At 71.8% G+C, this 19,060-nt stretch carries 15 protein-coding genes and 1 pseudogene; 4 read left to right on the top strand and 12 right to left on the bottom strand.

Translation table 11 applies throughout. From position 1 onward, the window contains the following. Positions 1-107: 107 nt before the first annotated feature. The 5 genes from folE to VFV89_RS17020 all read right to left on the bottom strand — a co-directional run bounded on the left by folE (position 108) and on the right by VFV89_RS17020 (position 5,860). A complete protein-coding gene (folE, locus tag VFV89_RS17040; protein ID WP_329707153.1) occupies positions 108-713 on the bottom strand; it encodes a GTP cyclohydrolase I FolE in 606 nt (201 codons plus the stop codon). Next, positions 710-2,818, bottom strand: coding sequence for an ATP-dependent zinc metalloprotease FtsH (gene ftsH / locus VFV89_RS17035; RefSeq protein ID WP_329707152.1), 2,109 nt, complete (start codon positions 2,816-2,818; stop codon positions 710-712). Before ftsH ends, folE begins: the two co-directional genes overlap by 4 nt. A gap of 255 nt (positions 2,819-3,073) precedes the next feature. Further along, the gene (hpt, locus tag VFV89_RS17030; RefSeq protein WP_329707151.1) at positions 3,074-3,628 is read right to left on the bottom strand and encodes a hypoxanthine phosphoribosyltransferase; all 555 of its coding nucleotides are present in this window, start codon (positions 3,626-3,628) and stop codon (positions 3,074-3,076) included. Between the two features lie 5 nt (positions 3,629-3,633). Beyond that, on the bottom strand, positions 3,634-4,653 hold the full coding sequence (gene tilS, locus VFV89_RS17025) for a tRNA lysidine(34) synthetase TilS (RefSeq protein WP_329707150.1): 1,020 nt from the start codon (positions 4,651-4,653) through the stop codon (positions 3,634-3,636). Positions 4,654-4,771: 118 nt separating this feature from the next. Continuing rightward, positions 4,772-5,860, bottom strand: coding sequence for a zinc-dependent metalloprotease (locus VFV89_RS17020; RefSeq protein WP_329707149.1), 1,089 nt, complete (start codon positions 5,858-5,860; stop codon positions 4,772-4,774). A 63-nt stretch (positions 5,861-5,923) separates the two neighbouring features. Here VFV89_RS17020 and VFV89_RS17015 point away from each other — a divergent pair, with 63 nt between their 5' ends. After that, positions 5,924-7,363, top strand: a complete 1,440-nt coding sequence (locus VFV89_RS17015) for an MFS transporter (protein ID WP_329707148.1) — start codon at positions 5,924-5,926, stop codon at positions 7,361-7,363. Further along, entirely contained in the window at positions 7,360-8,241 is an 882-nt protein-coding gene (locus VFV89_RS17010; protein ID WP_329707147.1) for an arylamine N-acetyltransferase family protein, read from the top strand. The genes VFV89_RS17015 and VFV89_RS17010 overlap by 4 nt, the downstream gene beginning before the upstream one ends. Here VFV89_RS17010 and VFV89_RS17005 read toward each other — a convergent pair. The 7 genes from VFV89_RS17005 to VFV89_RS16975 all read right to left on the bottom strand — a co-directional run bounded on the left by VFV89_RS17005 (position 8,238) and on the right by VFV89_RS16975 (position 17,345). After that, the gene (locus tag VFV89_RS17005; protein ID WP_329707146.1) at positions 8,238-9,314 is read right to left on the bottom strand and encodes a hypothetical protein; all 1,077 of its coding nucleotides are present in this window, start codon (positions 9,312-9,314) and stop codon (positions 8,238-8,240) included. The genes VFV89_RS17010 and VFV89_RS17005 overlap by 4 nt on opposite strands. Then, a complete protein-coding gene (locus tag VFV89_RS17000; RefSeq protein ID WP_329707145.1) occupies positions 9,311-9,901 on the bottom strand; it encodes a sigma-70 family RNA polymerase sigma factor in 591 nt (196 codons plus the stop codon). Before VFV89_RS17000 ends, VFV89_RS17005 begins: the two co-directional genes overlap by 4 nt. A 44-nt stretch (positions 9,902-9,945) precedes the next feature. Beyond that, positions 9,946-11,376 carry an adenylosuccinate lyase gene (purB, locus tag VFV89_RS16995; protein WP_329707144.1) on the bottom strand — a complete coding sequence of 477 codons (1,431 nt, stop codon included), beginning with the start codon at positions 11,374-11,376 and terminating at the stop codon, positions 9,946-9,948. Between the two features lie 419 nt (positions 11,377-11,795). Further along, positions 11,796-13,034 (bottom strand): phosphoribosylamine--glycine ligase, encoded by a 1,239-nt coding sequence (gene purD / locus VFV89_RS16990; RefSeq protein WP_329707143.1) that lies wholly within the window; start codon positions 13,032-13,034, stop codon positions 11,796-11,798. Between the two features lie 10 nt (positions 13,035-13,044). Continuing rightward, entirely contained in the window at positions 13,045-13,953 is a 909-nt protein-coding gene (locus VFV89_RS16985; protein WP_329707142.1) for a catalase, read from the bottom strand. A gap of 134 nt (positions 13,954-14,087) precedes the next feature. Beyond that, entirely contained in the window at positions 14,088-15,854 is a 1,767-nt protein-coding gene (locus VFV89_RS16980) for an Ig-like domain-containing protein (RefSeq protein WP_329707141.1), read from the bottom strand. 207 nt (positions 15,855-16,061) lie between these two features. Then, on the bottom strand, positions 16,062-17,345 hold the full coding sequence (locus VFV89_RS16975; protein WP_329707140.1) for an adenylosuccinate synthase: 1,284 nt from the start codon (positions 17,343-17,345) through the stop codon (positions 16,062-16,064). A 26-nt stretch (positions 17,346-17,371) separates the two neighbouring features. Between VFV89_RS16975 and VFV89_RS16970 the strand changes: the two genes are divergently transcribed. Beyond that, a complete protein-coding gene (locus VFV89_RS16970) occupies positions 17,372-18,286 on the top strand; it encodes a diacylglycerol/lipid kinase family protein (RefSeq protein ID WP_329707139.1) in 915 nt (304 codons plus the stop codon). Positions 18,287-18,295: 9 nt separating this feature from the next. Then, positions 18,296-19,060: pseudogene (locus VFV89_RS16965) on the top strand (lysine--tRNA ligase); the annotation flags it as partial.

Raw genomic sequence — 19,060 nt, 5'->3', positions numbered from 1 at the left:
GCCGGCCGGCGTCTTGGAGGGATGGGAAGCCCTGGGTGGCGGTGGGCTGGCAACGTTCATCCCCGGGGACGACGGTTGCTGTCCCACCGCCACCCGGGCCCGGGAGCTCAGCTGCTCCGGTGGATCAGCGCCATCGCCTCGGCGCGGGTGGTGGCGTTGGAGCGGAAGCTGCCGCGCACCGCGGAGGTGATCGTGCGGGCGCCGGCCTTCTTGACCCCGCGCATGGTCATGCAGAGGTGCTCGGCCTCGATGACGACGATCACGCCGCGGGCCTCGAGGATCTCCATGAGGGCGTCGGCGACCTGGGTCGTGAGCCGCTCCTGGACCTGCGGGCGCTTGGCGTAGACGTCGACCAGCCGGGCCAGCTTGGACAGCCCGGTGACCTTGCCGGTCTCCGACGGGATGTAGCCGACGTGGGCGACGCCGGTGAACGGCACGAGGTGGTGCTCGCACATCGACCACAGCTCGATGTCGCGGACCAGCACCAGCTCGTCGTGGTCGAGGGCGAAGACCGTGGTCAGGACGTCCTCGGGGGCCAGGTGCATGCCGGCGGTCAGCTCCTGGTAGGCGCGGGCCACCCGGCCCGGCGTCTCCCGCAGCCCCTCGCGGTCTGGGTCCTCCCCGATCGCGAGCAGCAGCTCGCGGACCGCCGCCTCGGCGCGGGCGTGGTCGAACGCGGGTACGTCGTCCGGCCGACGGCCGCCGTGGGTCACGCGGTCCCGGCCGAGCCGGGGCCCGGCGGGACCGGGGGCTCGACGCCGCCGCCCACGGGCGGGCTCCCGTGCACGTCGCCGCCCGCACCCGGCGGGGTGACCACCACGCCGCCCTCTTCGGTGTCGGAGTCCGGTGAGGAGCCGTTGCGGCCGTTGGCGCCGTGGCCGTTGACCGCGGCCCGTCGGCGGATCTCCTCGGGGATCTCGACGGCCGGGATGGTGGACGGCTTGCGGTCGGGCGAGCCGGTCCATGCCGGGCGCTCGGGACGCCGCCGCAGCGGCTCGAAGACCTTGGCGATCTGCTCCTTGTCGAGCGTCTCCTTGTCGAGGAGCTCGAGGACCAGCGCGTCGAGGACGTCGCGGTTCTCCTCGAGGATGTCGAAGGCCTCCTGGTGGGCGTTCGCGAGGAGCTTCTTGGTCTCCTCGTCGACGATCGCAGCGATCTCCTCGGAGTAGTTGCGGGAGTGGCCGAGGTCGCGGCCGAGGAACGGCTCGGAGTTGGACTCGCCGAGCTTGATCGCACCGAGCCGCTCGGTCATGCCGAACTGGGTCACCATCGCCCGGGCCACCGAGGTGGCCTTCTCGATGTCGTTGCCCGCGCCGGTGGTCGGGTCGTGGAAGACCATCTCCTCGGCCGCCCGGCCGCCCATCATGTAGGCCAGCTGGTCGAGCATCTGGGAGCGCGGCTGGGAGTACTTGTCGGAGTCCGGGAGCACCATCGTGTAGCCCAGCGCCCGCCCGCGCGGGAGGATCGTCACCTTGTGCACCGGGTCGTTGCCCGGCAGCGCCGCCGCGACCAGGGCGTGGCCGCCCTCGTGGTAGGCCGTGATGAGCTTCTCCTTCTCGCTCATCAGGCGGGTGCGGCGCTGCGGGCCGGCGATGACGCGGTCGATGGCCTCGTCGAGGGTGACCATCGAGATCATCTTCTGGTTGCCGCGCGCGGTGAGCAGGGCGGCCTCGTTGAGGACGTTGGCCAGGTCGGCGCCGCTGAAGCCCGGCGTACGCCGGGCCACCGCGGTGAGGTTCACGTCCGGCGCCAGCGGCTTGCCGCGCGCGTGCACTTTGAGGATCGCCTCGCGGCCCGCCAGGTCGGGCGCGTCGACCTGGATCTGGCGGTCGAACCGGCCCGGGCGCAGCAGCGCGGGGTCGAGCACGTCGGGGCGGTTGGTGGCTGCGATCAGGATCACGCCGCCGCGGACGTCGAAGCCGTCCATCTCGACCAGCAGCTGGTTGAGGGTCTGCTCGCGCTCGTCGTGGCCGCCGCCCATGCCGGTGCCGCGGTGGCGGCCGACGGCGTCGATCTCGTCGATGAAGACGATCGCCGGGGCGTTCTCCTTGGCCTGCTCGAACAGGTCACGGACCCGGGAGGCACCGACGCCGACGAACATCTCGACGAAATCCGAGCCGGAGATCGAGTAGAACGGCACGCCGGCCTCGCCGGCCACGGCACGGGCCAGCAGGGTCTTGCCGGTGCCGGGGGCGCCGTACAGCAGCACGCCCTTGGGGATCTTGGCGCCGACGGCCTGGAACTTCGCGGGCTCCTGCAGGAACTCCTTGATCTCGCCGAGCTCCTCGATCGCCTCGTCGCAGCCGGCCACGTCGGAGAACGTGGTCTTGGGCATGTCCTTCGAGATCAGCTTCGCCTTGGACTTGGCGAACTGCATGACCCCTCGGCCGCCACCGCCCTGCATGGAGTTCATCAGCCAGAGGAAGAGCACCACCAGCAGGATGATCGGCAGGAAGCTGAAGATGAACGAGCTCAGCAGCCCGGGCCGGGAGACCTCGACCGAGACCTTGTCGATGTTGCCTTCTTTGGCCTGCTTCTGCGCGGCCCGGTAGATGTCGCCCTGGGTGCCGGAGAGGTACTTGGTGGTGACGTTGCGCCCGCCGTCGCGGTCGACGCTGTCGTCGAGGGTGGCCTTGATGACCTGGTCGCCGTCGACGAAGGTGATGTCCTTGACCTCACCGCTGGCGATGTAGGCATTCATCTGTGAGGAGCTGATCTCGTCGCCGCCGCCGGAGTTGATCAGGAACTGCATGGCGATGAGCACGCCGACCACCGCGACGACGATCCAGATGAGTGGACCTCTGAAGATGCGCTTCACTGACTTCTCTCAACGACGGACAAGGGTGAACCCACGACGGTACAGACCAGCCGCAATCTCCAGTGTCTCAGGTGTCACAGGATCGAGCGAGTCGAACGGGCACCGTTCGCTCAGGGAGGACGGATCCTCAGGCTCTGCTCAGTCCCGCGACCGGGGTGGAGTTCCGTCGGCTGGCCGACGAACCTCTCGGTTGAACGGCAAACCTTCGTCGTCCCGGCACCAGTTCCGTCGGCCAGCCGACGGAACTCCTCGGGTTCACGCACCGTAGACGTGCGGGGCGAGGGTCCCGATGTCGCGCAGGTTGCGGTAGCGCTCGCGGTAGTCGAGGCCGTAGCCGACGACGAACTCGTTGGGGATGTCCCAGCCGACGTACCTCACGTCGACGGGCATGGTGAGCGCCTCGGGCTTGCGGAGCAGTGTGCAGATCTCGACCGAGGCCGGGTCGCGGGAGCCCAGGTTGGAGGTCAGCCAGGACAGGGTGAGCCCGGTGTCGATGATCTCGTCGACGATGATCACGTCACGACCGGTGATGTCGGTGTCGAGGTCCTTGAGGATGCGCACCACGCCCGAGGACTTGGTGCCCGAGCCGTAGGACGAGATCGCCATCCAGTCCATCTCGACGTTGCGGGAGAACGACCTGGCCAGGTCGGCCATGACCATCACCGCGCCCCGGAGGATGCCCACGATGAGCAGGTCCTTGCCCTGGTAGTCGGCCTCGATCTCCTTGGCCAGCTCACCGAGCCGCTCCTGGATCTGGGCCTCGGTGTAGAGAACCTTGACGAGGTCGGATTCGACGTCGGCAGCGTCCATGGCGGTCAGCCTTGCACAGCCGTGGGCCGGAAGAGCAGTCGGCCGTCCTCACCTCCGGAGGAGAGGTACGCCGTCACGTGGCCGGGGAGCTGCACCTCGGCCCCTCCGCGGCGCGAGGCGACGAGCTGCCCGAGCGCCACGACGTGCACGTGGAACAGCTCGGAGTCGATCGCGCCGGCTTCGAGCGCGGCCAGCCGGAGCACTCGGTTGCGGGTGGCGAGCGGGAGGTCGGCCAGGGCCTTGACCTCGAGGCCGTCGGGGTCGCGCAGGTCGTCGTGGGCCGTCTGCGCGAGCTGGTCGAGCAGCTCCATGTCGGCACGGAGCTGGTCGGCCGTCCGGGCCAGGGTGCGGGCCACTCCGGGTCCGAGCTCGTCCTCCAGCACCGGCAGCACCTTGCGGCGTACTCGCACCCGCGGGTAGGCGGAGTCGATGTTGTGGGGGTCGTTCCAGTACGTGATCCCCTCGACCTGGCACGCGGTGACCGTGTCGGCGCGGGTGACGTCGAGGAGCGGTCGCCGGTAGACGCCGAACCGGCGCCGCATCCCGGCCAGCGACCGGCCCCCGGAGCCGCGGGTGAGCCCGAGCAGCACGGTCTCGGCCTGGTCGTCCATGGTGTGGCCGAGCAGCACCCCGAGCGCGCCGTAGTGCTGGGCCATCTCGTCGAGGACGGCATAGCGGGCCTCCCTGGCGGCCGCCTCCGGCCCCCGGCCGCCGCTCACCTGGACCCGCGCCGACGCGGTCTCGTCGACCCCGAGTCCGGCCATCTGCTCGACGACGTGGGCGGCATGGGCGGCGGACTCCTCCTGGAGCCCGTGGTCGACGGTCACCCCGATCACGCGGAAGCCGTGCCGGTGCCCCTCGAACACCGTCGCGGAGAGGAGGGCCAGCGAGTCCGGCCCACCCGAGCACGCGACGAGCACGGCCGCGTCCGGCGCGAGCCGCCCGTGCGGCTGTGCGGCCGCGATTTCGGCCAGCGTCCGGCGTACGGCGCCCCGCACCGCGGCCAGGGAGGGGTGGAGGCTCATCGGCTCTCGCACCTCACCCTGCACCCCATGTAACTCCGTGTTACGTCGTCTACACCGGTGTCAGAACACTGGTCCAGATGCACGAACACAGAGTTACATGCGCGCGCGACGCCCACGGTCAGGTCCGCAGGACGCGCGCCATCCAGGCGTCGGGGTCGGTGATCTCGGCGCGGGAAGGCAGGTGCTCGGCCTGCTCCCAGACCACGTTGAAGCCGCTCATCCCGGCCTTGTCGATGACCGAGCGGACGAAGACGGCGCCGTCGCGGTACTGCGCCATCTTGGCGTCGAGGCCGAGCACGCGGCGCAGCAGCCGGTCGAGCACGCCCACGCCCTTGCGCCGCTCGTTGAACCTGGCCCGGATCTTGGCCACGGACGGGATGACGGTGGGGCCCACGCCGTCCATGACCACGTCGGCGTGCCCCTCGAGCAGCGACATCACGCCGGTCAGGCCGTCGAGCAGGGCCTTCTGCTCCGGCGTACCGACCATGTCGAGCAGGCTCCCGCCCGAGCGAGCGTTCTTGAGCCCGTCGAGGACCCGGCTGAGCCCGTCCTCGAGCAGGCTGCCCGGCTCCATGGTCTCGGCGAACCGCTGGATCTGGGTGAACATGTGCTCGCGCATCCACGGCACCGCGGTGAACTGGACGCGGTGGGTCTCCTCGTGCAGGCAGACCCAGAGCCGGAAGTCGTGCGGGTCGGCATCGATCTCACGTTCGACGTGGACGATGTTGGGCGCCACGAGGAGCAGCCGGCCCGCGGGCTCGTGGAACGGGTCGAACTGGCCGAGGACCTTCGAGCCCAGGAAGCCGAGTACGCCGCCCACCTCGGCTCCGGTGATCCGGGAGCCCACCGCGGCCGCGAGGCCCGAGGGCGCCTTCTTCTCGGTGAGCTTGTCGACGACCGGCCCCAGCAGCGTCGCGAACGCGTCGGCGTTCGCCTGCACCCAGCTGGCCCGGTCGACCACCAGCACCGGCGCACCGGCCCCGGCGTCGGCGTCGGCGTCGGCGGCCACCAGGCCGGTGAACTCCCGCACCAGCCCCGTGGACCGCGCCGCGCCCGCTCGCAGCTCGTCGACGATGGCCGACACCTCGTCCCGGCCGACACTGGGCCCGTCTCCGGCCAGCCGGCCCCCGATGCGCACCGCGAGGTCCCAGTCGACCATCTCCGGGCGCCCGGCTCCGTCGGCTCCGTCGGTCCGGAAGGTGTTCATGGCATTCAACCTACAAGCGGGCAGGTCGGCCGCCGGCGCGGCGCGGTTGGGCACTGTTGTCCCGTGACGGAGCACGCGGTCGACATCCCCGGCGACGGGGAGGGCTCCGCCGGGGACTACGAGCCGCACCCGCACCGGTGGCGGATCCTCGGCGTCTCCCTGGCCGTCGGCTCCATGTCGCTGCTCGACATCTCGATCGTCAACGTCGCGATCCCGTCGATGCGGGCCGGGCTGCACGCCTCCTCGGCCACGATCCAGTGGGTGGTGTCGGGGTATGCGCTGGCCTTCGGCCTGACGCTCGTCGCGGGCGGCCGGCTGGGCGACGCCTTCGGCCGCCGCCGGATGATGCTGGTCGGCCTCGCCGGGTTCGTCGCCACCTCCGCGGGGGTCGGCCTGGCGCCCACCGCCGCCCTCGTCGTGCTGGCGCGGTTGCTCCAGGGGGCCGCGGCCGGGCTGCTGACGCCGCAGAACTCCGGCCTGATCCAGCAGCTGTTCCGCGGCCGGGAGCGGGCCCGCGCCTTCGGACTGTTCGGGTTCACGGTGTCCACCGCGTCGGCGGTCGGCCCGGTCCTGGGCGGCGTGATCATCGCGGTCGCCGGCGAGGAGTCCGGCTGGCGGTGGCTGTTCCTCGTCAACCTGCCGATCGGGCTGGCGGCGATGGTGGCGGTCGCGCGGCTGGTGCCGCGGCGCCACCCCGACCGGGTCGAGCGTGGCGCCCGGATCGACGTCGTCGGGGCCCTGCTGCTCGGGCTGACCGTACTGACCCTGCTCTTCCCGGTGGTCCAGGTCGAGCGCGGGGCCTACCTGCCGCTGCTGCTGCTCGTGCTGGTCCCCGTGCTGGCGTTCGGGTTCGCGCGCTGGGAGCTCCGCGTGAAGGAGCGCGGACGACCTCCGCTGCTCGACATCGAGCTGCTGCGCACGCTGCCCGGGTACGTCAGCGGGCTGGTCATCGGGACTCTCTACTTCACCGGCTTCACCGGGCTGGTGCTCGTCACCTCGATCTACCTCCAGGAGGGCCGCTCCTACACCCCCCTGCAGGCCGGGCTGCTGATCATCCCGTTCGCGGTCGGGTCGGCCGTGAGCTCGCCGCTGGCCGGGCGCTACGTGTCCGACCTCGGCCGGCAGCTCACCGTGGGTGCCATCGTGGTCATGATGGCCGGGACGCTGCTGTTCCTCCTGCTGGCGCCCGGCCGCGACCCGTTCTGGCCCTGGTCCGTGCCGACGCTGTTCCTGGCCGGGCTGGGCGGCGGCGCGGTCATCTCCCCGAACATCACGCTGACCCTGTCCGAGGTGCCGCCCCGGATGGGGGGAGCGGCCGGTGGCGCGCTGCAGACCGGGCAGCGGATCGGCGCCTCGATCGGCGCGGCGCTGCTGGTGACGGCGTACGGCCTCGCCTCGGACCCCGAGACGTCGCTGCGGCTGGCGCTGGCCACCGGGCTCGTCCTGCTCGCGCCGGCCCTGCTGATGGCGGTGCGGGCGCTCCGGCAACAGAATGCGGCATGACCTCCGCGCCCACCTCGTCCGACCTCTGGAACGTCCAGACGCTCGACCTCGACGGCTACCTGGCCCGGGTCGGCGAGGACGCGTTGCCGCCCTCGCGCGCCGCGCTCGACGCGCTCCACGAGGCGCACGTCCGCACGTTCACCTTCGACAACATCGACGTGCTCCTGGACCAGCACCCGGGAGTCGGGCTGGAGCAGGTGCAGGGCAAGTTCGTGGGCCGCGGTCGCGGCGGCTACTGCTTCGAGCACGCGACGCTGTTCGCTGCCGTGCTCGAGCGGCTGGGGTACGACGTCACCCGGCGGCTGGGCCGGGTCGGCCCGCCGGAGACGACCGCGCGCACGCACTGCGTGGTCGTGGTCCGCGATCCCGACGCCGAGACCGGCGACCTGTTGCTGGCCGACCCCGGCTTCGGGATGAGCCTGCTCCGGCCCCTGCCCCTGGCCGACGGCGCCACCGACGACTTCCGCGGCTGGTCCTACCGGCTGCGCGAGGTCCGGGCCGGCGAGGTGCCGGCCTGGGAGCTGAGCCGGTGGCGCGACGGGGTGTGGGAGCTGATGCACACCCACGACGAGCTCCCGGTGCAGCCGCCGGACCTCGTGTCGGGCCACCACTACACCAGCACCTACCCGGCCTCGCACTTCCGGCACCTGTTGATGCTCACCAAGCACGTCGACGGCGCCCATGTCTCGCTCACCCACCGCACGCTGACGGTGCGACGGGCGGGCGAGCCCACGGAGCATCGCGAGATCGCGGTGGCTGAGCTGCGCGACCGGCTCCAGGAGCTGGCGGTACCGCTCACCGGCGAGGAGGAGGCGCGGCTGCTCGACAGCGTCGAGCAGCTGCGCCTCGCCGACCGCCTCGCCGACCGCCTCGCCTAACCGCTCGGTGTGCCCGAGGTGCAGCCCAGGCCGTCCTCATAGCCGTCCGGGACCTGGCCGTCGGCCAGGTCGTCGGCGTAGTCCCAGACCACCTCCGGGTAGTCGCCGTCGGGGTTCATCTGCCGCAGCACCGGCCACTGCCGCGAGGTCCCCATGACCCTCGCGGCCTCGTCGGCGCGGCCCTGGTCGCCCGCTGCCTGCGCATCGGCGTACTCCGCGATCCACGCGCAGGCGTACTGCCCGGCGATGTCCGCCCCGAGCTGGTAGGGGTCGGACTCCTCCGAGCGCGTGTCGAGCGTGGTGCCGGCCGGGACGGTCGCGTCGGTGGCGCCCTCGATCCCGTCGAGGATCTTCTGCACGGCCTCGGGGCGCTCGGCCTTCGAGACGAACCTCCCAGGCAGCGAGGACTCCAGCTCCGGGAGGGAGACGAGCCGGAGCCGGCCCAGGAGCGCCGTGTAGGCGTCGAGGTCCATGCCGGTGCCGCGGATCTCCATCCAGTGGCCCTGGTCCGGCTCGCGCATGACCGTGTGGTCGTCGGCGGTGTAGGCCCACCGGTGCCCGGCGAGCCCGAGGACCTGGACCGGAACGCCGTCGGTCGGGTGGTCGGGGTCCTCGATGTAGGACCGGTCCAGCAGGTAGTCCTGGTAGGTCTTGTCCGGGTACCAGGTGATCTGGAGCTGCTGGTCGCCCTTCTCGTAGTCGACCTCGCCGCCGTACTTCGAGTCCTCCTCCACGGCCGCGACCGTCCAGCCAGGTGCGGTGAGCACCGCGCGGTAGCCGGTCCCGGGCGAGTCGGGGGCGGACTGGTAGGAGACCTCCGGCGCGCGGTCCTGGCCCGGTCCGCCCCACCAGAGCGGGGCGCTGGCCACGCCGGCCACCGCGGCCGCGACGGCCAGCGGCACCAGCCAGCGGGTCCGGCGGTGGCCCCGGACGGGGCCGGGCTCGGCGAGGTCGTCGTGGTGGCGGTCCGGGGCGACGGTGCTCATGATCTCCTCCAGGAGCTCGGCCCGCCCGGCCTCGAGCGGCAGCCGAGAGATCGCGTCGTCGGTCAGCTTGGGGATCATCGCCGTCACCGCTCCTTCCGGGTGAGCTCGGTCGGTCTGTCGGAGAGGTGATGTCCGGGGGGCGCGAGGACGTTGCACGATTCGTCGCCGAGCAGCTCGCGAAGCCGGGACCGGGCCCGGGACAGGCGGGGGCGTACGACGGCCGTGGTCAGCCCGAGCACCTCGGCGATCTCGCGGGACTCGAGCCCCTCCCAGAGGTGCAGCTCGAGCACCTCCTGGTCGCGCGCGCTGAGCCGGCGCATCGCCGCGGTCACGTCGGCGCGCTGGACGACGTCGTCGCTGGTGTCCGGAACGCGGGCGCTCAGCTCGCGCCGCAACCGCTCCCCCAGCTTCTGGCCCAGCGCGGTGCGGCGCCTCTCGCCTCGACGATGGTTCGCGAGCACCCGCCGCGCCACGCCGTACAGCCACGGGCGCAGCTCGGGGCCGTGCGGCGCGTGCGTCAGACGCCTCCACGCGACGAGGAACGTGTCGGCCGTGACGTCACCCGCGTCCTCGGGACGGTCCACGCGGCGCAGGGCGAACCCGAGCACCGCGTCGAAGTGGGCCGCGTAGAGGGCGCGGAACTCACGCTCGCGTTCGTCGAGGGAGAGGGCCACGTCACTCAGATGTCCGGGAGCGGGTCATCTGTTGCAGCCGACTTCTAGAGAATCGCGCCGGGGACGTACGCCGCGGCCTCGGGGTGGCGCGCGACGACCTCGCCGACCCGGCGCACGACCTCCTCGGTCTGGGGCACGGCCGCGCCGGTGAACGTGATCGGCTCGGCGACGAGGGTGTCGAGCTGCTCCGCGGTCAGGCCGAGCCTGGGGTCGGCGGCCAGCCGGGCCAGCACGTCGTTGGCGGCCGCGCCCTGGCGCATCTCGAGGGCCACGCCCACCGCGGCCTCCTTGATCGCCTCGTGGGCGACCTCGCGGCCCACGCCGTTGCGGACCGCGGCCATCAGCACCTTGGTCGTCGCCAGGAACGGCAGGTAGCGCTCGAGCTCGCGCTGGACGACGGCGGGGAACACCCCGAACTCGTCGAGGACGGTGAGGAAGGTCTCGAAGAGCCCGTCGGCGGCGAAGAACGCGTCGGGCAGGGCCACCCGGCGTACGACCGAGTCGGAGACGTCACCCTCGTTCCACTGGTCGCCGACCAGCTCGCTGACCATCGACAGGTGGCCCCGGAGTACGACGGCGAGGCCGTTGACGCGCTCGCAGGAGCGGGTGTTCATCTTGTGCGGCATCGCCGAGGAGCCGACCTGGCCCTCGACGAACCCCTCGGTGACCAGCTCCTGCCCGGCCATCAGCCGGATCGTGGTCGCCAGGTTGGACGGCGCCGACACGAGCTGCACGAGCGCCGAGACGGCGTCGAAGTCGAGCGAGCGCGGGTAGACCTGCCCGACGCTGGTCAGCACGTGGTCGAAGCCGAGGTGGCGGGCCACCCGCTGCTCGAGCTCCGCCAGCTTCGCCGCGTCGCCGCCGAGGAGGTCGAGCATGTCCTGGCCGGTGCCCATCGGTCCCTTGATGCCGCGCAGCGGGTAGCGCGCCAGCAGCTCCTCGAGCCGCTGCAGCCCGACCAGCAGCTCGTCCGCCACCGTGGCGAACCGCTTGCCGAGTGTCGTCGCCTGCGCGGCCACGTTGTGGCTCCGCCCGGCCATGACCAGCGTCTGGTGCTCGGTCGCCAACCGGGCGAGCCGGGCCAGCGCCGCGACCGTGCGGTCGCGCAGCAGCTCGAGCGACCGGCGGACCTGGAGCTGCTCGACGTTCTCGGTGAGGTCGCGGCTGGTCATCCCCTTGTGGATGTGCTCGTGGCCGGCCAGCGCGGAGAACTCCTCGATCCGCGCCTTCACGTCGTGGCGGGTGACCCGCTCGCGGGCCGCGATCGAGTCGAGGTCGACCGCCTTCTCGCCGAGGTCGACGACGTCCTGGTAGGCCTCGACCACCCCCTCGGGCACGTCCACGCCGAGGTCTCGCTGCGCCTCGAGGACCGCGATCCACAGCCGCCGCTCGAGCACGATCTTGTGCTCGGGCGACCAGATCTCGGCCAGCTCGGCGCTCGCGTAGCGCGTCGCCAGGACGTTGGGAACGGTCACGGGTCCATTCTCGCGCAGCCGTCGCGGTCACCGGATATCCGGCTCTGGTGACTGATCCGTGGGTGCCCGCGCGCCTACCGGATCGCGTCTCGCCGTCAAGGATGCCTTCGGCGCCCGGGCCATGCGCGGCCCTAGGCAGCGGTGACCGATCAACCGCAGCCTGGCCCAGCGTGGTTGACCACCCACCGCCACTTCGACATGTCTGCGGGACACGCCGAGGCGCCGGTGGTCGGTGAACCCGTGGGCGGCCCAGACCGGTTGAAAGGTCACCGCTGCCGGGAGTGGTCGCTCGGCCACCCACGGAAGCGTCGGGGTCCCCGGATATCCGGTGACCCCTGAGCTTCTGTGCCGAGATCTCGGCACAGAACCGGATGACTCCGCACAGAAGCCGGCCTGGACCCCGGCTCAGTCAGCCGGGCTCAGGTCACGTGGGCGGCGATGTCGCTCCGGTACTGGGCGCCGTCGAAGGAGATCTCGGCGACGCCGGCGTACGCCGCCGCGCGCGCCGCAGCCACGTCGGGACCGGTGCCGATCACGGCCAGCACCCGGCCGCCGGCGGTCACCAGGTCACCGTCGCGAATCGCGGTGCCCGCCTGGTCCACCTGTACGCCGTCCAGCGCCTCGGCCGCGTCGATGCCGGTGATCACGTCTCCCGACGACGAGGAGACCGGGTAGCCGCGGCTGGCCATGACCACGGCGACGGCGGCGCCGCCGGCGAACACCGGCGGCGCCACGTCGGCCAGCCGGCCGGTCGCGGCCGCCATCAGCAGCTCCCCGAGCGGTGACTCGAGCACTGCGAGCAGCGGCTGGGCCTCGGGGTCTCCGAAACGCGCGTTGAACTCCACCACCTTCACCCCGCGCGAGGTCAGTGCGAGTCCGGCGTAGAGCAGCCCTGCGAACGGCGTACCGCGCCGGGCCAGCTCGTCCACCGTCGGCTGCAGCACCGTCGTCAGCACGTCGTCGACGAGGTCGGCCGGCACCCACGGGAGCGGTGTGTAGGCACCCATGCCGCCGGTGTTCGGCCCCTGGTCGCCGTCGTGGATGCGCTTGAAGTCCTGGGCCGGCTGGAGCGGGCGGACCGTGGTGCCGTCGGTGATCGCGAACACCGAGACCTCGGGGCCGTCGAGGTACTCCTCGACCACCACGCGCTCGCAGGACGCGGCGTGGGCGACCGCCTCGGCGCGGTCCGTCGTCACGACGACGCCCTTGCCGGCGGCCAGGCCGTCGTCCTTGACGACGTACGGCGCCCCCAGCTCGTCGAGCGCGGAGGCGGCCTCCGCAGGTGTGGTGCAGACGAAGGCGCGCGCGGTCGGTACACCGGCGGCGTCCATCACCTCCTTCGCGAACGCCTTGGAGCCCTCGAGCCGGGCCGCCTCGGCGCTCGGGCCGAAGGCCGCCATGCCTGCGGCGCGCACGGCGTCCGCAACCCCCGCCACGAGCGGGGCCTCCGGGCCGACCACGACCAGGTCGACACCCAGCGAGGCGGCCAGGGCCGCCACCGCCGGCCCGTCGAGGGGATCGACGTCGTGGAGGGTGGCGACGGTGGCGACGCCGGGATTGCCCGGCGCCGCGTGCACCTCGCTCACCCCGGGGTCGCGCGCCAGCGCCCGCGCCAGCGCGTGCTCACGACCGCCGGTCCCGATGACGAGGGTCTTCACCAGCCGAACACTAGGAGGTCGTACGCCGGGCCACCGACTCGGTGTAGGCGCCGGGCCGGTAGCGCAGGATCGGGTCGTCGGAGAGCTCGATGCCGTCCACCACGCGGCTGGGGTCGAAGACGGTCGGCGTGCTGCTCATCGGGCCGCCCTCGGGGTCGTCGACCGGGGCGGTGACCTCGATGCGACCGGCCAGCAGCTCGCGTGCGCCCTTCCACACCGACGTCGCGGAGTGCGGGTCGTCGCCGGCGCCGGCCACCTGGACCCAGACCTCGTGGACGACCGGGCCGCGCTCGAGCCGGGCGGCCAACTCGTCGAAGAGCCGGTCCCGCCCGGTGAGCTCCTCGGTGGGCCGGTCGCCCTTGGTGGCGGTGGGCCGGAACGCGTAGCGCACCCACGTCCGGTTGCCGTCCGCGTCGAGCCAGCCGTAGGCGTGGATCGGGTAGAAGGTCACCTCGGCGAAGCTGGCCGGCCTGCCGACCGCACCGGCCCTGAGGCTCGCGACCACCGTCGGCAGCACGCCCGGGTGCGTGGCCAGGAACAGCGGCAGCGTCAACGGCTTCTCGGTGGCCTCGGTCATCGCCACGAAGACCTCGGGGTCGTCGGTCGGGAACCGGGGCGAGGTCTGGCCCAGCAGGTCGGTGGCCGAGCCGTCGTCGAGCCAAAACTTCACCGCCATCCCGCGGATGTCGGGCTTGGCGTCAGCGCGCGCCGTGCCCGCTGCGTTGGACCAGCGCACGGTCACCTCGTGCGGGCGGCCGTCCAGGTGGCCGGCCCGGCACAGCGCCGTCGCCTCCGGGGTCGCGGTGAACGTGCCGGAGTAGAAGCGGCCCTTGGCGTGCAGCGTGCGGTGGCCGGCCGGGCCCCCGAACGCGCGGCGCAGCCGGTCGATGGCCTGCTCGGGGCTGGGAGGACGCGCCACCCGGTCAATCTAGGGGCCCGGCGCGTGCACCGCCGTTCCGCCTCGTGACAGGTGCGTGGGCGGACGGCCGGGGCCCCGGACAGGCCGGTGCCCCGGTCCGCCGTACGGACCGGGGCACCGAGGTCAGGCCGAGGTTACTTCTTCTTCTTGGCCTTCTTGACCTTCACGACCACCGAGGCCTTGGAGGTGGCGCTGCCGTTGGTGCCGGCGAACACCGCCTCGAAGGTGTGCTTGCCCTTCGTGAGCTTCGAGGTCACCGCGATCTTGACGAAGCCGTTGGCGTCGAGGACGCCGGTCCCGACCTTGGTCTGGCCGTCGAACAGGTCGACGGTTCCGCCGACCACCGCACCGGCCGAGGTCACGGTGACCTTGGCCCGGACGTGGCGGCTCTTCGTGGTGATCTTGCCGGGGTTGACGACCAGCGTGGTCGTCGAGGCGGCCTTGTTGACCGTGACGGTCACCGTGCCCTGGTCGGAGAGACCGTCGGGGTCGGTGGCCTTGTAGGCGAGGACCTTGGTGCCCGAGAAGTCCTTGGGCGCGGTGTAGGTCAGCTTGTTGCCCACCACGGTGCCGTCCGACGAGGAGTAGGTCAGGGTGTCACCGTCCGCGTCGGTCGCCCCCAGCGTGATCTGGACGGTCGCGCCGGAGGTCGTGGTCGCCGCAAGGTTGGCGGCGTCGGGAGCGCGGTCGGCCGCGAAGACGAACTTGGTCAGGCCGACCGTGACGGCGTTGATGATGCCGTCGCCCTGGGCGTTGGAGCCGAGCGACCAGCCGGCCCGCAAGATGCGTGCGTCCGGGAACTGGGCACGCCACTCGGCCGGCGTACCTGCACCCGCGGAGTAGCCGGGCGCACCGTCCAGCCCGGGCTTGCGCGGCGCGAGGTCCTTGAGCCAGCTGGCAACCGGCACCTCGTCGAGGGTCTTGGCCGCCAGCCAGTACATGCCGGGAACGAGCGGCTCGCCGACCAGCGTGCCGTCCGCGGTGCCGTCGTTGTCGAAGTCGGTCACCAGCTGCAGGCCAGGCACCTGTCCGCCGTCCGCGGCGCTGGTGTTGTCGTAGGTGATGAACGACGCGCCTGATGCCGCCAGCGGGAGGTCGGTGTCGAAGTAGCCCGCCGACTTCGCGAGGCTCTCCTCGCCCGCGACCAGGTCGGTGTGGATGTGGATGCCACCGGCCGGCAGGAACTCGTTGTGGCCGTTCGCGCGGGTCAGGTGGGTGTCGACCTCGGAGCGATACTTGGTCTTCGTCTCCGGCTGGGCGGCCGTGGTGAAGTAGTAGCGCTCGCTGCCGAGGAAGATGTGGGTGATGGTCCCGTCTCCGTGTACGCCGGAGCCGAGCGACCAGCCGCTCTCGATGACCCGGGCGTCGGGGAACGCCGACCGCCACTGAGCCAGGGTGCCGTGGTTGTCGGAGCCGGAGCCGCCGGCGTGCGACGGCGCCGCGTCCTTCACGAACTGGTCGGACCCGTTGCTGAGCCACCAGTCGTTGCCGTAGAGCGGCGTGCCGTCCTGGTAGGTGGGCTCGCCGACGAGGATGCCGTCGATGTTGCCGTCGCCGTCGAAGTCGGTCTTGAGCTGGACCGACGGCTTCAGGTTGCCGACCGGCGGGGCCGCGGCGGTCCAGCCGAGGCTGGGCTCGCCGACGTCGGCCAGCGGGAGGTTGACGTCGAAGTAGCCGGCCGCCTTGTCGGTCGTGGCGGCGCCCTCGGTCCAGACGTGCACGCCGTCGGCAAGGAAGTCGTTGTGACCGGTGGTCCTGGTCTCGGACACGTCGACCTGGTCGCCGCGGACGAAGTGGACGGTGGCGGCGTGGGCCGCCGGGGCCGCGAGCAGGAGCCCGCTGGTGACAAGTGCGCCGACTGCAGTGGTGGCGCTGAGACGGCTGAGCCGTCGCGTGGGCATGTTCATGTACGCCTTACGAGGAGAGGGATGACCCCCTCGGTCAGTCACCGAGAGGTGGTGCTGAGAGCGCACCGGATCGGAAACCTATGTGGTTTCCGGACGCCTCGGGGAAACCTTGACCGCCGACCAGCCGGCTACCGGCCAGAAATGACCCGGACGGCTCAGTCGACGTAGCTCGCCCGGCTCAGCCCGATCGGGCGAAGCGCCTCAGATGAGGTCGTGGACGACGATCGTCGCGTCGCGCGCGGGCCCGACCCCGACCGCGGAGATCCGGGCACCGGACAGCTCCTCGACCCGGGCGACGTACGCGCGGGCGTTGGCCGGCAGCTCCTCGAGCGTGCGCGCCTCGGAGATGTCCTCCCACCAGCCGGGGAGGTATTCGTAGACCGGCACGGCGTGGTGGAAGTCGGACTGGTTGACCGGCATCTCCTCGTGGCGGGTGCCGTCGACGTCGTAGGCGACGCACACCGGCACCTGCTCGAGGCCGGTGAGCACGTCGAGCTTGGTCAGGACGAAGTCGGAGACGCCGTTGACCCGGGCGGCGTAGCGCGCGATCACGGTGTCGTACCAGCCACACCGGCGCGAGCGGCCGGTGGTGGTGCCGTACTCGGCGCCGGTCTTGCGCAGGTGCTCGCCGAAGCTGTCGTGGAGCTCGGTCGGGAACGGCCCCTCGCCCACGCGCGTGGTGTAGGCCTTCACGATCCCGATCACGCGGTCCAGCCGCCTGGGCGGGATGCCCGAGCCCGTGCAGGCGCCGCCGGCGGTCGCCGAGGACGAGGTGACGAACGGGTAGGTGCCATGGTCGACGTCGAGCAGTGTGGCCTGCCCGGCCTCCAGCAGGACGGTCTCGCCGCGGTCGAGCGCCCGGTTGAGCAGGAGGCCCGAGTCGCAGACGTAGGGCGCCAGGCGGTCGGCGTACGACGCGAGCTCCTCGACGATCTCCTCCACGCTCGGGGCGCGGCGGTTGTAGATCTTGGTGAGGATCTGGCCCTTGAGGTCGAGGACGCCCTCGACCTTTGCTTGCAGGATCTTGTCGTCGAAGAGGTCCTGGACCCGGATGCCGATCCGGTTCATCTTGTCGGCGTAGGTCGGCCCGATCCCGCGGCCGGTCGTGCCGAGCCGGCGCGAGCCCAGGAACCGCTCGGTCACCTTGTCGAGCGTGCGGTTGTAGGACGCGATCACGTGGGCGTTGGCCGAGAGCTTGAGCAGCGAGGTGTCGACGCCGCGCTCCTCGAGGGCGTCGATCTCCTCGAACAGCACGGCGAGGTCGACCACGACGCCGTTGCCGATCACCGGCGTGCAGCCGGGGGTCAGGATGCCGCTGGGCAGCAGGTGGAGGGCGTACTTCTGGTCGCCGATGACCACCGTGTGGCCCGCGTTGTTGCCGCCGTTGAACTTGACGACGTAGTCGACACGGCTGCCGAGGACGTCGGTCGCCTTGCCCTTGCCCTCGTCACCCCACTGGGCTCCGATGATCGCGATGGCTGGCACGTGTCCTAAGGATAGGGTCACCGGCGATGGATCCCCTCCTCGTGATCACCAACAGCGCCGCCGGCACCGCCGACCAGGAGTCGCTGGAGAAGGCACTGGCGATTCTGCGTTCGCACACCTCGGTCGAGGTCCAGGCCACCTCCAACCCCGGTGAGCTGAACAGCGCCCTGCACCGCGCCGGGTCCAGGCGGATCGTCGTGGCCGGTGGCGACGGCAGCCTGCACGCCGTCGTCGCCACGCTCTACCGACGCAACGACCTCAAGAGCGCGACACTCGGGATCCTGCCGCTCGGCACCGGCAACGACTTCGCACGGAGCAACGACATCCCGCTGCAGGTCGAGGAGGCCGCCCACGTCCTCGTCGACGGCATCCCCCGGCCGATGGACCTCGTGGTCGACGAGGTCGGCGAGGTCGTGGTCAACAACGTGCACGCCGGGGCCGGGGCACAGGCGAGCAGGCGCGGCGCGAAGTGGAAGGAGCGCCTCCACGCCGTCGGGGTCGGCAAGGTCAACCTCGGGAGGCTCGGCTACCCGATCGGGGCGCTCTCGGCCGCCGTGAATCCGCCCTACATCCGGGTCCGGGTCGAGGTGGACGGCGAGGTGCTCGTCGACCTCGACCAGCCGATCCTGCAGGTCGCGGTCGGCAACGGCGCCCACGTCGGCGGCGGCACCGAGCTCACGCCGTACGCCGACCCGAGCGACGGCCGGGTCGACGTGATGGTCTCGCGGGCGATCGGGCCGCTGGCGCGGTTCGGGTACGGCGTCAAGCTGGTGGCCGGCCGGCACCCCGAGCGCGACGACGTGCTCTACACGCGCGGGAGCACGGTGACGGTCGCCGGCGAGGAGTTCTGGTGCAGCGCCGACGGCGAGATCTACGGCCCGGAGCGGCACCGCTCCTGGCGGGTCGAGCCCGCGGCGTACTCGCTCGTCGTGCCCCGGTAGCGTTTCCGGGTGCCCAAGAACTCCGGTGAGCCGCACGACTGGGTGACCCGTGCCGCCGACGACGCGATCCGCCACGCGGGCGAGGGCGCCTCGATCGTGACGGTGTCCTCGGGTGCGAGCCCGTCGGGCCGGGTGCACCTGGGCAACCTGCGCGAGTTCCTGACCGTGCACTTCGTGGCCGACGAGCTCCGGCGCCGCGGCGTGCCCACCCGGCACCTGCACGTCTGGGACGACTTCGACCGGTTCCGCAAGGTGCCGGTGGGCGTCGACGAGTCGTGGAGCGAGCACATCGGCCGCCCGCTGACCAAGGTGCCCGACCCCGAGGGCTGCCACGACTCGTGGGCGGCCCACTTCAAGCAGCCGCTGCGCGACGCCCTGCACGAGATGGGCGTCGACATGGAGGAGGTCTCGCAGACCGAGCGCTACGAGGCGGGCTACTACCGGGACGCGGTGCTCAAGGCGGTCGCCGCGCGTGACCAGATCGAAGCCGTGCTGGCCAGGCACCGCACCAAGGTCGCGGTCGCCGCCGAGAGCGAGCAGGAGGCGGATGCGCTGGCGGAGTCCGTGGCCTCCGACGACGACGTCCCGGAGGGCGCCGGCGACCTGGAGAGGTTCCCCTACAGGCCCTACTGTCGCGACTGCGGCCGCGACACGGTCACCCTCACGTCGTACGACGACGAGACGCACGAGCTCACCTACACCTGCCAGTACAACGGCTACTCCGGCAGCACCAACCTGGCGACGGACTTCGAGGGGAAGCTGGTCTGGAAGGTC

The sequence above is a fragment of the Nocardioides sp. genome, from assembly GCF_036274455.1.
Taxonomy (GTDB): Bacteria; Actinomycetota; Actinomycetes; order Propionibacteriales; family Nocardioidaceae; genus Nocardioides.
This window is presented reverse-complemented; position numbering and strand designations above follow the sequence as displayed.